This is a genomic window from Ruegeria sp. L12 (assembly GCF_056531745.1).
Genome location: NZ_JBQFMH010000001.1, coordinates 243,138 through 256,887, shown reverse-complemented (window position 1 = coordinate 256,887; position 13,750 = coordinate 243,138). Strand labels below are relative to the sequence as shown.

Annotated in this window: 13 protein-coding genes; 8 read left to right on the top strand and 5 right to left on the bottom strand. The window is 62.7% G+C overall.

The window, feature by feature from the left end; all coding sequences use genetic code 11:
• The first annotated feature begins 78 nt into the window (after positions 1-78).
• The 3 genes from hrpB to ACR0K9_RS01210 all read left to right on the top strand — a co-directional run bounded on the left by hrpB (position 79) and on the right by ACR0K9_RS01210 (position 4,733).
• Positions 79-2,517, top strand: coding sequence for an ATP-dependent helicase HrpB (hrpB, locus tag ACR0K9_RS01220; RefSeq protein WP_480820103.1), 2,439 nt, complete (start codon positions 79-81; stop codon positions 2,515-2,517).
• A gap of 189 nt (positions 2,518-2,706) precedes the next feature.
• Complete coding sequence (locus ACR0K9_RS01215; RefSeq protein ID WP_480535895.1) at positions 2,707-3,165, top strand: NUDIX hydrolase; 459 nt, start codon at positions 2,707-2,709, stop codon at positions 3,163-3,165.
• A gap of 89 nt (positions 3,166-3,254) precedes the next feature.
• The gene (locus tag ACR0K9_RS01210; RefSeq protein WP_480535893.1) at positions 3,255-4,733 is read left to right on the top strand and encodes an inorganic phosphate transporter; all 1,479 of its coding nucleotides are present in this window, start codon (positions 3,255-3,257) and stop codon (positions 4,731-4,733) included.
• 133 nt (positions 4,734-4,866) lie between these two features.
• On the opposite strand, the gene ACR0K9_RS01205 is transcribed toward ACR0K9_RS01210, so the two are convergent.
• Positions 4,867-5,832 carry a pirin family protein gene (locus ACR0K9_RS01205; RefSeq protein WP_480820101.1) on the bottom strand — a complete coding sequence of 322 codons (966 nt, stop codon included), beginning with the start codon at positions 5,830-5,832 and terminating at the stop codon, positions 4,867-4,869.
• A 238-nt stretch (positions 5,833-6,070) separates the two neighbouring features.
• On the opposite strand from ACR0K9_RS01205, the gene ACR0K9_RS01200 reads away from it, so the two are divergent.
• Positions 6,071-6,559 (top strand): twin-arginine translocation pathway signal, encoded by a 489-nt coding sequence (locus ACR0K9_RS01200; protein ID WP_480820099.1) that lies wholly within the window; start codon positions 6,071-6,073, stop codon positions 6,557-6,559.
• A 33-nt stretch (positions 6,560-6,592) separates the two neighbouring features.
• Positions 6,593-7,156 carry a ferric reductase-like transmembrane domain-containing protein gene (locus ACR0K9_RS01195; protein ID WP_480820097.1) on the top strand — a complete coding sequence of 188 codons (564 nt, stop codon included), beginning with the start codon at positions 6,593-6,595 and terminating at the stop codon, positions 7,154-7,156.
• A gap of 28 nt (positions 7,157-7,184) precedes the next feature.
• Here ACR0K9_RS01195 and ACR0K9_RS01190 read toward each other — a convergent pair whose 3' ends face one another.
• Genes ACR0K9_RS01190 through ACR0K9_RS01180 form a run of 3 tightly spaced genes read right to left on the bottom strand, consistent with a single transcriptional unit; the run spans position 7,185 to position 9,727 of the window.
• On the bottom strand, positions 7,185-7,529 hold the full coding sequence (locus ACR0K9_RS01190) for a 5-carboxymethyl-2-hydroxymuconate Delta-isomerase (RefSeq protein ID WP_480820096.1): 345 nt from the start codon (positions 7,527-7,529) through the stop codon (positions 7,185-7,187).
• Positions 7,530-7,585: 56 nt separating this feature from the next.
• A complete protein-coding gene (gene argF / locus ACR0K9_RS01185; RefSeq protein WP_480535886.1) occupies positions 7,586-8,512 on the bottom strand; it encodes an ornithine carbamoyltransferase in 927 nt (308 codons plus the stop codon).
• 27 nt (positions 8,513-8,539) lie between these two features.
• Entirely contained in the window at positions 8,540-9,727 is a 1,188-nt protein-coding gene (locus ACR0K9_RS01180) for an acetylornithine transaminase (protein WP_480820095.1), read from the bottom strand.
• Between the two features lie 293 nt (positions 9,728-10,020).
• Here ACR0K9_RS01180 and ACR0K9_RS01175 point away from each other — a divergent pair, with 293 nt between their 5' ends.
• Positions 10,021-10,902, top strand: coding sequence for a DMT family transporter (locus tag ACR0K9_RS01175; RefSeq protein ID WP_480820619.1), 882 nt, complete (start codon positions 10,021-10,023; stop codon positions 10,900-10,902).
• 111 nt (positions 10,903-11,013) lie between these two features.
• Positions 11,014-12,249 carry an MFS transporter gene (locus ACR0K9_RS01170; RefSeq protein ID WP_480535882.1) on the top strand — a complete coding sequence of 412 codons (1,236 nt, stop codon included), beginning with the start codon at positions 11,014-11,016 and terminating at the stop codon, positions 12,247-12,249.
• Here the strand turns inward: ACR0K9_RS01170 and ACR0K9_RS01165 are convergent.
• Positions 12,246-13,049, bottom strand: a complete 804-nt coding sequence (locus ACR0K9_RS01165; RefSeq protein ID WP_480820094.1) for an ABC transporter permease — start codon at positions 13,047-13,049, stop codon at positions 12,246-12,248. The genes ACR0K9_RS01170 and ACR0K9_RS01165 overlap by 4 nt on opposite strands.
• Positions 13,050-13,175: 126 nt before the next feature.
• Between ACR0K9_RS01165 and ACR0K9_RS01160 the strand changes: the two genes are divergently transcribed.
• The gene (locus ACR0K9_RS01160) at positions 13,176-13,745 is read left to right on the top strand and encodes a GcrA family cell cycle regulator (protein WP_480535966.1); all 570 of its coding nucleotides are present in this window, start codon (positions 13,176-13,178) and stop codon (positions 13,743-13,745) included.
• Positions 13,746-13,750: the final 5 nt, after the last annotated feature.

Genomic DNA, 13,750 nt, shown 5'->3' with positions numbered 1-13,750 from the left:
TGCACCGGTTTGTCCAGCCCCAACTCTGACGCATCCCGGGGTGCTGGACCTTGGCGGGGGCTTTGGCGATAAGGCGATATGACCCGCTTGCCCATCGATGACGCCATTCCTGACCTTCTGAACGCTCTGCGCGGCCATGGGCGCGCAGTGCTGCAGGCGCCCCCGGGTGCGGGCAAGACCACGCGGGTGCCGCTGGAGATATTGCAGGCGGGGCTGTGCGAAGGCCGGATCGTGATGCTGGAACCCCGGCGGCTGGCCGCACGCGCCGCCGCCGAGCGCATGGCCGAGACGTTGGGTGAGCCGGTGGGACGGACCGTCGGCTATCGTGTGCGCGGTGAAGTAAAGCTGTCGAAGGCGACGCGGATCGAGGTGGTGACCGAGGGCATTCTGACCCGGATGCTGCAGTCCGAGCCCGATCTGCCCGGCGTCGGCGCGGTGATTTTCGATGAATTCCACGAACGCTCCCTGAACGCCGATCTGGGGCTTGCGCTATGTCTTGAGGTGACCGGCGCGCTGCGCGATGACCTGATCCTGCTGGCCATGTCCGCCACGCTGGACGCCGAACCGGTGGGCCGGTTGATGGATGCGCCGTTAGTGACGTCCGAAGGGCGCAGCTATCCGGTCGAGACCCGCTGGCTGGAGCGGCCCTTGGGCGTGCAGGCGCGGCGGCTGGATGCGCTGGTCGATCTGGTGGTGCAGGCTGAACGGGAAACAGACGGCGGGATGCTGGTCTTTCTGCCCGGCGAGGGTGAAATCCGCCGCGCCGAGGCGGCGCTGAGCCGTCGCTTGCCCGACACCTGCGCCCTGCGGCCTCTGTTCGGCGCCCTGCCCTTTGCCGCCCAGCGCGCAGCCATTGCGCCGGTTGAACGGGGGCGCAAGGTGGTGCTGGCCACGTCGATAGCCGAAACCTCGCTGACCATTCCCGACATCCGCGTGGTGGTGGATATGGGACAGGCGCGGCGGGCGCGGTTCGATCCGGGCTCGGGCATGTCGCGGCTGGTGACCGAGCGTGTGACGCGGGCCGAGGCCACCCAGCGCGCGGGTCGTGCGGGCCGTGTGGCCGAAGGGGTGTGCTATCGCCTGTGGGCCAAGGGCGAAGAAGGCGCATTGGCCACCTACCCGCCTGCCGAGATCGAGGCGGCCGACCTGACCGGGCTGGCGCTGGAACTGGCGCTGTGGGGCGCAGAGCCGGGGGATCTGGCGTTCCTGACGTCGCCGCCCGAGGGAACGATGGCCGAGGCACGCGGTTTGCTGCGGATGCTGGGCGCTTTGGATGGCAACGGGCGGATCACGGATCATGGACGGGCGCTGGCGGCGCTGCCCCTGCATCCGCGTTTGGGGCATATGCTGGTGCAGGCCGGGCCGGACGCCGCGCCGCTGGCGGCGCTGATGGCGGAACGGGACCCGCTCCGGGGGGCCCCGGTCGATCTGTCGCTGCGGCTGGAGGCGATGCGGGACCTGCGGGCGTTTCAGCGCAACCGGGTCTGGCAGGTCAATCCGGGCGCATTGGACCGGATCAAGGCCGAGGCCAAGCGGCTGCGGGCGCAGGCCACAGTTGGGGGCGATCTGAACCCGGCCATGATGGCGGCGCTGGCATATCCCGACCGGATCGGACAGCGGCGCAAGGGCGATGTTCCGCGCCATGTGCTGTCGGGCGGCAAGGGCGTTGTGCTGGAGGGCGACGATACGCTGGCAGCCGCGCCTTATCTGGTGGTGACGGATACGGATGGAAATCCGCGCGAGGCACGGGTGCGGATGGCGGCGCAGATCACCGAGGGTGAAATCCGCGATCTGTTCGGCGATCAGATCGAATGGGTCGACAGCTGTGACTGGTCCAAACGCGAACGCCGCGTGGTGGCCCGGCGGCAGGAGCGGTTCGGGGCGATCACGCTGGACGACCGCATCTGGAAGGACGTGCCCGAGGACAGGATTGCACAGGCGATGCTGGACGGGGTGCGCGATCTGGGGATACGGCTGCAGGGCGCCTCGGCCCGGTTGGCGGCGCGGGTCGAGCTGGTGCGCGCAGGCGGGGCCGACCTGCCCGATTTCTCGGAACAGGGATTGCTGGACGGGGTGGAGGAGTGGCTGCTGCCGATGCTGTCGGGCGTGCGCAACGCCGAAGACTGGAAGCGTTTTGACCTGCTGCCCGCGCTGCGCGCCCGGCTTGATTGGACACAGACGCAGGAACTGGACCGGCGTGCGCCGGGATCATTCGTGACGCCTTTGGGCCGCAAGGTGCCGATCGACTATGGCGGCGCGGTGCCGGAAATCTCGGTCCGATTGCAGGAGCTGTTCGGAGTGACGCAGCATCCGGTGGTGGGACGCGAGCCGTTGAAGATCACCCTGCTGTCCCCGGCGCAGCGCCCCATTCAGATCACGCGTGATCTGCCTGGTTTCTGGGCGGGATCCTATGCGGATGTGCGCAAGGACATGCGGGCGCAATATCCCAAACACCCCTGGCCCGAGGACCCGACACAGGCCGACCCGACCCTGCGGGCGAAACGGCGCAAGGATTGATAATCGCTCTCGTAGCTGCGGGATTTGACCAGTTTTCACCGGAAATTCGATGAAATAGCCGCAAATTCATCACATTAACCGGCTATTCGGTCATGAACACGCATATCTCGGCGGTGTTATTGATAAATGCGCTATACATAATTACTTAAGGTCTCGAAATAAGAATAAACACGTCCGAGCAGGCGATAGATGACGAAATGGTTGCGTAATATCTGGGAAGAGGTCGCTAGACCCTTGTTCCTGCGCCCCAGCCGGGTACAGGTTGCGGCACTGTGCACCCGAAACGCGGGGTCAGGTGAGGATGTTCTGCTGATCACCAGCCGCGATACCGGACGCTGGATCATTCCCAAGGGCTGGCCCATTGACGGGCTGGACGGGGCCGAAACCGCGCTGCAGGAAGCATGGGAAGAGGCCGGTGTCCGGGCCTCGGACGTGCGGAAAGAGCCGGTTGGCCAGTTCTCGTATGACAAGATTCTGAAAGATGGTTCGGCGCAGCAGGTGCTGACCAGCGTTTATCGCATTCAGGTGAGTGAACTGGCCGAGGACTATCCCGAAGCGGATCAGCGCAAACGATGCTGGGTAACGCCTGAGGTCGCGGCAGAGCGGGTGCAGGAACCCGAATTGCGTGATTTGCTGCGCCGAATGTAACAATATTGTAAAATCTTCATGACTCCAGTTGCTGACCTGTCACGAACGGGGTAGCGGCACGTGCTGAAACACATAGGCACTGCAAACCGATGTCTGATCCGACTCCCGAAACCCGCTGGCACGCGCTGGACACCGATCTTCACCGTATCTCGCGCGTTGAACACGCCAATGCCCATGTGGCCCGTCCATTGCTGGGCCCCGGCATCGCGCTGGCCTTCATCGCCTTGGCGGGGTTGGCAGCGGCGGTGCTGTTCGGACAAGCCGATGGCGGGCTGATCGTTGCCGCGGCAGCCGCGTTCGGGGCTTATATGGCGATCAACATCGGCGCCAATGACGTGGCCAACAACATGGGCCCGGCAGTGGGCGCAAATGCCCTGACCATGGGCGGCGCGATCCTGATCGCCGCCATCGCCGAAAGCGCGGGCGCGCTGCTGGCGGGGGGCGATGTGGTCTCGACCATCTCCAAGGGGATCATCGACCCGATGTCGGTGCAGAACAGCAACGTGTTCATCTGGGCGATGATGGCGGCGCTGATTTCGTCGGCGCTGTGGGTCAATCTGGCCACCTGGGTTGGCGCACCGGTATCGACCACGCATTCGGTTGTGGGCGGCGTGATGGGCGCGGGCATCGCCGCAGCGGGGCTGAGCGCGGTCAGCTGGGGCACGATGGGTGCGATTGCAGCCAGCTGGGTGATCTCGCCGGTTCTGGGCGGGGTGATCGCGGCCGGGTTTCTGGCGCTGATCAAGACCAAAATCCAGTATCAGGAAGACAAGATCGCGGCGGCACGCCGCTGGGTGCCCATTCTGGTCGCGGTGATGGCCGGGGCCTTTGCAACCTATCTTGCAGTCAAGGGGCTGAAGCGGATCGTCAAGATCGATCTGCAGATGGCGCTGCTGATCGGTCTTGCCGCAGGCGGTTTGGCCTGGGCCGTAACCGTGCCCTGGGTGCGGCGCAAATCCGAGGGGTTGGAGAACCGCACCCGTTCATTGAAAACGCTGTTCGGGCTGCCGCTGGTGATCTCGGCCACGTTTTTGAGCTTTGCCCATGGGGCCAATGATGTGGCCAACGCGGTGGGACCGCTGGCCGCCATCGTACATGCGGCAGAGTTCGGTGATTTCGCCTCGAAAGTTTCAATCCCGACTTGGGTCATGGTGATCGGAGCCTTTGGCATCTCGTTCGGTCTGTTCCTGTTCGGGCCCAAGCTGATCCGCATGGTCGGCAGCCAGATCACCAAGCTGAATCCGATGCGCGCCTTCTGCGTGGCGCTGTCGGCGGCGATCACCGTGATCGTGGCAAGCTGGCTGGGACTGCCCGTCAGTTCGACCCATATCGCAGTGGGCGCGGTGTTTGGTGTGGGCTTCTATCGCGAATGGCATGCGGACCGGCGGTGGAAATACTCGAACCGTCAGCGTCCGGCCGAGCTGCGGCTGGCGCGGGAAGAGCATCGGCGGCGCAAGCTGGTGCGGCGGTCGCACTTCATGACCATCGTGGCTGCCTGGGTGATTACCGTTCCGGCGGCGGCGCTGATGTCGGCGGTGATTTTCTGGGTACTGACGGCGTTTGGTTGAACCCTGGGGTTTTGCGAGGCTCTGCCTCGCGCTCCGGGATATTTATGGCCAGATGAAGCAAGGGCGTTTCGCCCCTGAACCCTCGATTGGTGTTTCAGGGATGGTTTGCAGGGTCGCGTGATGCGGCGTGAAGTCAGACACGGGCCCGTCTTGGGCGGGTGCGTTCGAGTTCTTCTGATATCGCGATGAAGTCCTGATCGTCCCCGGACGGCAGCTGGAATGCCCCGTTGGCCCAGTCGGCGGTTTTCCATTCGCGGGTGGCGGCTTCGATCTTTTCCTTCGAGGATGAAACGAAATTCCACCAGATATAGCGATCCTCGTTCAGGGTGGCGCCGCCCAGCAACATCAACCGCGCGCCCGATGGCCCGGCCTTGACCGAGAGCGGGTCGCCGGGGCGGAACACCATCATGCGGCCGGTGTCGAAACTGTCGCCTGCGATTTCGACAGATCCTTCGGTGACATAAACCCCCCGGTCCTCATGGTTGTCGGGCAGCGGGAAGGAGGCACCCGGATCGAGTTGGACGTCGAGATAGAAGGTCTCGGACAGCATGGTGACCGGGCTGGATTCGCCATAGGCCGAGCCGAGGATCAGGCGGGCGCTGACGCCGGTGTCCTGAATATGGGGCAGCGCGGCTTGTTTGTGGTGCTCGAAATCAGGGGTCATATCCTCATGCGCTTCGGGCAAGGCAATCCATGTCTGGATGCCGAACAGGCTGTGTTTCTTGCCGCGCGTTGCATCGCTGGTGCGTTCGGAATGGGTGACGCCGCGGCCTGCGACCATCCAGTTGACCTCGCCGGGATAGATCATCTGGTGGGTGCCAAGGCTGTCGCGGTGCTCGAATTCACCCTGATACAGGTAAGTCACGGTGCCGAGGCCGATATGAGGGTGCGGGCGGACGTCGATGCCGCCTTCGGTGATGAATTCAGCCGGGCCCATCTGATCGAAGAAGATGAACGGGCCGACCAGCTGCCGTTTGACGGAGGGCAGTGCGCGGCGCACCTCGAACCCGCCCAGATCGCGGGCGCGGGGGATGATCAGCGCGTCCAGCGCGGGGTTCTCGGACTGGCAATCGGGGGTGTGGGTTGGGTTCCAGCTCATCGTGGATCTCGCTTAGGCATTTGTGTGTTTGATAATGTTGAGTATAGGGCGATTTCCTGATGAACATAGCGCACAGGTGCACATACACGGTGCAGACCAACGGGTAACCGGCGGCAGCGCTCACGAGACGGTGATGGAATGACCTGTTCTTCAGGCCGCCCGAGCTCGGATTTTGCGACAAACGTGCTAGGTTGAAGATCAGACTGACAGCAAGCCGTTATCGAAAGGAGACCCGCCCATGTCGCACGTTCTTCTTACCCGTCGCAACGCGCTGATCACGGCGGGCAGTTTTGCTGCGCTCGGCGCAGCCGGTCTGAACATGCCCGTGCGGGCAGCAGGACTTGCGCCGACCTCGTCCATGCGCGGCGGATCGAACAATTATCGCCCCGGCGCGCCGATCGTCGACCGCATCGGCCGTGGCGGGTTCTGGATGACCGGCACCGTGCGGCGCGCGGGCGACGGAGCCCCCCTGCCCGGCCAGCGTATCCAGATCTGGGCGCATACGACCGAAGGGCACGAGCGCGACCCGCAGAGTCATGGCGCGACCCTGACGGATTCCAATGGGGCCTTCCGTCTGGAGATGCCACAGATCGTGCCCGCCTTTGGTCAGCCGCATGGGCATCTGGCCTATGACAGCGGCGAATTCGAGACGGTGTTTCTGCGACCGGTGATGTCGAGCGCGCGTGACAAGACCCTTGCCGCGCATTTTGTTTTACAGCCTGTCTGACGGGTGCTGAGGCGCGTTGCGATCTGGGCGGCGTTGAGCACCGCCCTGTTGGTGCCGGTCATCGCGGCGGCGTTCAGCCCTTATCTGGCATGGCGCGCGCCGATTTATATCCTCGCCGGGTTTGCGGGCATCGTGGGGATGTGCCTGCTGCTGATGCAGCCGTTGCTGGTCGGGCGCTGGTTGCCCAGCCTGTCGCCGATGCGCAGCCGTCAATGGCACAGGCGGTGCGGTCTGGCGCTTGCCGCCGCCATCGTTCTCCACGTGGGTGGATTGTGGATCACCAGCCCGCCGGATGTGGTGGATGCGCTGTTGTTCCGCTCTCCGACACCGTTTTCGGTGTGGGGCGTGACCGCGATGTGGGCGGGGTTTGGCGCAGCTTTGATGGGGGTATTGCGCCAACGCCTGAACCCGAGGTTCCGGGTCTGGCGGTTGGGTCATGCCAGTTTGGCCGTGGTGACCATTCTGGGCAGCGTCGTGCATGCGCTGCTGATCGAAGGCACGATGGAGGTCATGACCAAAGCCGCGCTCTGCACGCTGGTGGTTTTGGCGAGCGCCGCCACGCTTGCCAAAATGAGGGTTTGGGAGATCAGGCGTTAGACACCCGATGCGCGCTACCGGATCAACATCAATCTGATAGACGTTTGGCATAGGTTGTGCGGGTCATTTCAACATCCCGCACAGTAATGCTGCCGACCTCGGGCATTGTCTTAGCCAGAAAGTCCAGAATGATCGTATTGAGCTCGGCGCGTGTCGTCTCATCCCGGCCCTTCATCAGCAATAGCGTGGCATGAACGAAGGTCTGCGGTTCGGTCCCGATGCGAGAAAACGGAACCGGGGCGGCGCGGATTTTGAGCGTTGGCGGGTCAAATTCTTCATGCCCGGCGAGAACGGTATAAAGCTGTTCGCAGATGTCTTGAAAATCATAAGACTGCTCAAGACCTGCAGAGAATTCAAGGGTAACGTGCGGCATGGGAGGCTCCGAGATGCAAGAGAGCCATTTGGCTCTCTCGGTATTTTCAGTGTGTCTCAGACGCCCAGACACCAGCGCATGACCGCCTTTTGCGCGTGCAACCGGTTCTCGGCCTCGTCGAAGATGACCGAGTTGGGGCCGTCCATGACCTCGGAGGTGGCCTCTTCCTCGCGATGCGCAGGCAGGCAGTGCATGAACAGCGCGTCGGGTTTGGCGTGGGACATGAGGTCGGTGTTTACCTGATAGGGGCGCAGCATGTTGTGGCGGCGTTCCTTGGCGGATTGGCTGTCATGCATCGAAACCCAGGTGTCGGCGACCACCAGATCGGCGCCTTCGACCGCTTTGTACGGGTCCCGCTCGATCGTGATTTTCGAACCCTTCTGGCGGGCGAAGCCCATGAATTCTTCTTCTGGGTCAAATTGCGCAGGGCCGGTGAAGGTTAGATCAAAGCCAAACTGACCGGCGGCGTGCAGGAACGAGGCGCAGACATTGTTGCCGTCTCCGGTCCAGACCACCTTTTTGCCCGCGATGGGGCCGCGATGTTCCTCGAAGGTCAGCACGTCGGCCATGATCTGGCAGGGATGGGTGCGGTCGGTCAGGCCGTTGATCACCGGCACGTCCGAATATTCCGCCATCTCGGTCAGGATGGTTTCGTCGAAGGTGCGGATCATGATCATGTCAACATAGCGCGACAGTACCCGGGCGGTATCGGCGATGGTTTCGCCGTGGCCCAGCTGCATGTCCTTGCCCGACAGCACCATGGTCTGCCCGCCCATCTGGCGCACGCCGACGTCAAAGGACACGCGGGTCCGGGTCGAGGGTTTTTCGAAGATCAGCGCGACCATGCGGTCTTTGAGGGCCTGATCATCGTCCGGCGCCGCTTTGGGGCGGCCCAGACGGGCCTGCTTCATCGCGCTGGCCTGATCGATCATGCCCCGCAAGGCTGTGGCGTCGGTTTTGTGGATGTCGAGGAAGTGGTTCATTTTATTTCACTTTTCAATCAGGCAAATTCAGGCCGAAGCCATTGCGCTTTCAATTTGCGTGGCAGCCTTGTCGAGACGGATGAGGGCCTGCGCGATATCATCCTCGGTCAGGGTCAGCGGCGGCAGCAAACGGATCACATTGTCGGCAGCGGGGACGGTGATGACCTGATTGTCATAACCTGCGTTGACCACATCGATATTGGTGGGCTTGCATTTCAGGCCCAGCATCAGGCCGCTGCCGCGCACCTGTTCAAACACTTCGGGGTGGTCGGCAATCAGACCTTCGAGTTTCTGGCGCAACAGCCCTGCCTTGCGGTTGACGCCCTCAAGGAAGGCCGGGGTAGCGACCTGATCGATCACCGCACAGCCCACCGCGCAGCCAAGTGGATTGCCGCCATAGGTCGAGCCGTGGGTGCCTGCGGTCATGCCGGATGCCGCGTCTTCCGTGGCCAGAACCGCGCCCAGCGGGAAGCCACCACCGATGCCTTTCGCGACCATCATGATGTCAGGCTTGATACCCGCCCATTCATGGGCAAACAGCTTGCCGGTGCGCCCGACGCCGCATTGAACCTCGTCCAAGATCAGAAGCAGGCCGTTGTCGTCACAGATCTGGCGCAGGGCTTTGAGTTCGGCATCCGGGACGGGACGGATACCGCCTTCGCCTTGCACCGGCTCAATCAGGATCGCCGCCGTGGTGTCTGTGATGGCGTTGGTGACGCCGTCGAGGTCGCCGAAGGTCAGATGCACGAAGCCGGGCAGCAACGGGCCAAAGCCTTTGGTCATTTTCTCGGACCCGGCAGCGGCGATGCCAGCCGACGAGCGGCCGTGGAAAGAGCCGTCGAAGGTGATGATCTCGACCCGTTCAGGCTGACCTTTGTCATAGAAATACTTGCGGGCCATTTTCACGGCCAGTTCGCAGGATTCGGTGCCCGAGTTGGTGAAGAACACGGTGTCGGCGAAGGTGTGCTCGACCAGCTTGTCGGCCAGCGCCTGTTGCTGCGGGATGTTGTACAGGTTCGAGACATGCCACAGCGCATGCGCCTGATCGGTGAGCGCGGCCACCAGCGCCGGATGGGCATGGCCCAGCGCGTTCACGGCGATACCGGCGCCAAGGTCAAGGAAACGTCGGCCATCCGCCTCGGTCAGCCAGGCGCCTTCGCCCTTCACGAAAGTCAGGGGCGCGCGATTATAGGTCGGCAGAACGGACGGGATCATCGGATCATCCTTTTCGAATAGCTTGAGCCCTGTGAGTGATACACCGGGGCCATGGTCGTCAACTGATTTGGTGGAGTTTGCGCGGATTTGCACAGCGCAAATAGATCAAACGGGCCGGTTACGCGGTTTGGCGTCGGCGTCGGAGGCGCAGGATATGTGCGGTTTTGATCATGCGGGCCGTATAGCGGGGCGTATCTGATCTGAAAACCCTGTTTTTGTCGAACTGGTACATTTCATTCTGAGACCGGGATTTGCCGCTTGCCATTTGTCCGGCGCTGGCGCACGGGTGGGCGATGTCTCCGATCCGTCAGAACCCTGCCCTTGCGGCGCTGCTGATCCTCGTGGCAAGCGCCTTTATCGCGGCGACGACGCTGCTGGCCAAGGCGCTGGGGACAGATACGCTGGGGCCGGCGCTGCATCCGATACAGATCAGCCATGGGCGGTTTCTGTTTGCCTTTCTGGTGATCGTCAGCGCGGTTGGCATTCTGCGCCCGCAATTGCGCCGACCACATTGGGGGCTGCATATCGGGCGGACGAGCTTTGGCTGGCTGGGCGTCACCCTGATGTTTTCCGCAGTTGCGTTCATACCGATTGCGGATGCGACGGCGATATCCTTCCTGAACCCGGTCTTTGCCATGGTGCTGGCAATTCCATTGCTGAAGGAAGGCGTCGGCCCGTGGCGCTGGCTGGCCGCCATCGTGGCGCTGATCGGTGCGCTGGTGCTGTTGCGCCCGACCCCCGCCAGCTTTCAACCCGCCGCGTTGCGGGCGCTGACGGCGGCGGCGATCATCGGGATGGAGCTGATTTTCATCAAGAAACTCTCGGGGCGCGAAATCCCGATTCAGATTTTGCTGATCAACAATGCAATGGGCCTGACCATCGCCTCGGTCGCCGTGAGTTTCGTGTTCCAGATGCCGACGCCGCAGCAATGGGCGGCACTGGCGGGGATTGGCGTGCTGATGGCCTGCGCGCAGGCCTGTTTCGTCAACGGCATGGCACGGGCGGAGGCCTCTTTTGTGGCTCCGATCAGCTATGCCACTCTGATCTTTGCCGCGTTCTACGATTTCGTCGTGTTTGGCGCGATCCCGGATGGGATCAGCCTGATCGGATCAGCGATTATCCTGACCGGCGGCCTGATCCTGGTCTGGCGCGAGGCGCGGCTGCGCCGGGTCTAGGCGGTAAATTTCTCAGGAGCGGTGTCCGGGCGCGACACCCATGTCGCAAACCCTCATGAAATCGGATCCAACGGGCGCATTCTGTTCACAGTTGATTAGAGAGTTTGCCCTATGCATGAACGCCGAATTCCCGAATGGGTGCGCCATGCCCCTGCTCCGTCAGTCCGCGATTTCGGCATCCTGGCAGGATTCGAAGCCATTGTCCGGGGCATCCTGATATCAGTTTTTCCACTGGTGATGTATCGCGCGCTGGGCGATGCGTCCTCGGTGTCGTTCGTGTATTTTCTGGTGGGAGTCGCTTCGCTGGTCTCCGGGCTGATGGTTCCGTTCGTAATCCGGTACATCCCGCGGCGCTGGGCCTATACGGCCGGGTGCGTCCTGTTTGTGATCAGCGCCGCCCTGGCGATCGAAGGAAGCCCCGGCGCCATCATCTCGGCACTGGCCCTCAACACGGTGGCCACGGTCATCACATTTGTCTGCTTCAACGCCTATGTGCTGGATTATATCAGCAAGATCGAACTTGGCCGGTGCGAGACCAGCCGCATGTTCTATAGCGCTCTGGGCTGGACCGGAGGTCCCGTGATCGGTGTGCTGTTGATGGAATACTGGGGGCCCGCCCCCTTTGTCATCAGCGCCGCGGCTGCGATTGCGATGCTGGTTCTGTTCTGGCGTATGCGTTTGGGCAACGGCAAGCTGATCACCAAGGCGCAAGGGCCGACAAACAATCCACTGGCTTTTCTGCCGCGCTTTTTCTCGCAGCCGCGACTGGTGGCGGGCTATCTGTTTGCCATGATCCGATCATGCGGATGGTGGATCTATGTCGTTTATCTGCCGATCTTTGCCATTCAGAACGGGTTGGGTGACCAATTGGGCGGTATCCTTCTGTCGAGCACCAACGCCATGCTGTTTGGCGCACCATTGATCCTGCGCTGGGTGCAGGGACGGTCGCTTCGGGCGGCTGTACGGACAGGTTTTGCTGCGGGTGGTGCCTGTTTCGTTGCCGCCGCAGCGATGGCTGGCTGGCCGGTCGCATCGGTTGCGGCGCTGGTGCTGGGTTCGGTATGGCTGATCGTGCTGGATATTTGTGCGGGGCTGCCCTTTCTTATGGCAGTGAAGCCTTCGGAACGGACCGAGATGTCAGCAATCTATTCCAGCTATCGCGACGTGTCGGGCATTCTGACACCCGGCGTGGCGTCGCTGGTTCTGTTGCTGACGCCGGTTGCGGGCGTGTTTGCGGCTGGTGGTCTGGCCCTGTTTGGTGCCTGGGCTGTGGCGGGACGGATGCACCCGCGCCTCGGCCGCCCGCGCGTGGCCCTGCAACCCGGATCGCTGGCCGAGGCGACTTAGGCCTTGAGCCGGTAGCCGGTGCGCAGCATCTGCCAGGTCAGCGCGCCGACCAGCAGCGTCGCACCCAAGCAGATCACCATGCCCAGCCACGGAGAGCTGTCAGAAACGCCGATCATCCCGAAACGCAAGCCGTCGATCAGATAAAAGACCGGGTTCACATGGCTCAGCCGGTTCAGCATCGGCGGCAGCGCCTGCACCGAATAAAATGTGCCCGACAGGAAGGCCAGCGGGGTGACGACGAAATTGGTGATCGCCGCCATCTGGTCAAACTTGTTGGCAAAAATCCCGGCAAACAGGCCAAGCGCCCCCATGAAGGCGCCGCCCAGGACCACAAAGATCAGTGCAACAGCCGGGTTCCGCGGGACGATGCCCAGAACCAGCGCCAGAGCTATGGCCACAACCAGTGCAATCAGGACGCCCCGGGCGATACCCCCCGCAAGATAGCCCAACAGGATTTCCAGCGGCGACAAGGGCGGCATCAGCGTGTCGACGATATTGCCCTGCACCTTGGCGATCACCATCGAAGACGAGGTGTTGGCAAAGGCGTTCTGGATCACTGTCATCATCATGATGCCGGGGGCCAGAAAGGTCAGGAACGGCACGCCCATCACGTCCGACCGGCTGGGTCCGATGGCGATATTGAAGATCAGCAGGAATAAACCCGCCGTTACCAACGGGGCCAGCAGAGTCTGCGTCCACACGGCCAGAAAGCGCAGGGTTTCGCGCTGTGCCAGCGTATAGAGGCCCATCCAATTCACCGCACCAAAGCGGCGCGCGTCCTGATCCATGAGATTCTGCATGATCCGCCCCATACCTGATTCGAAGACCGCTTGTAACTCGGGCCGCAGTGTTTAGAATAGGGCGCTGAGACGATTTCCCAAGGCGGCCCGAATCCGGGGCCGCTTTCCGCTTTTGAAAGGCAAATGATGTCCTGGACTGACGAGCGTGTAGAGCTGCTGAAAAAGATGTGGGGCGAAGGCCAGTCGGCCAGCCAGATTGCCAAGGAACTGGGCGGCGTGACCCGCAATGCGGTGATCGGCAAGGTGCACCGTCTGGGCCTGTCGAACCGCGCCACCGGCGCAAGCCCGGCCAAGGCCGAGCCCAAGGAAAAACCGGCACCCGCGCCCAAGGCCGAAGCCAAGCCCAAACCGGCGCCCAAAACCGAACCCGCCCGCCCGGCCCCTGCACCCGAGGCAAAACCGGCCGCCCCGGCCCGCCGTCAGATCATCCCCGCCGGTCAACCGCTGCCGCCGCAGCCCTCGGCCAACGAAATCAGCCCCGAGGCGCTGGCCAAGGTCAACGAGGTTGAGAAGAAAGCCAAGAAGCTGACCTTGATGGAACTGACCGAGAAAACCTGCAAATGGCCCGTCGGCGACCCCGCGACCGAGGATTTCTGGTTCTGCGGCCTGCCAGTTGAGGCAGGCAAACCCTATTGCGAGGCGCATGTGGGCGTGGCGTTCCAACCGATGAGCTCGCGCAGGGATCGGCGCAGGTAATTGGG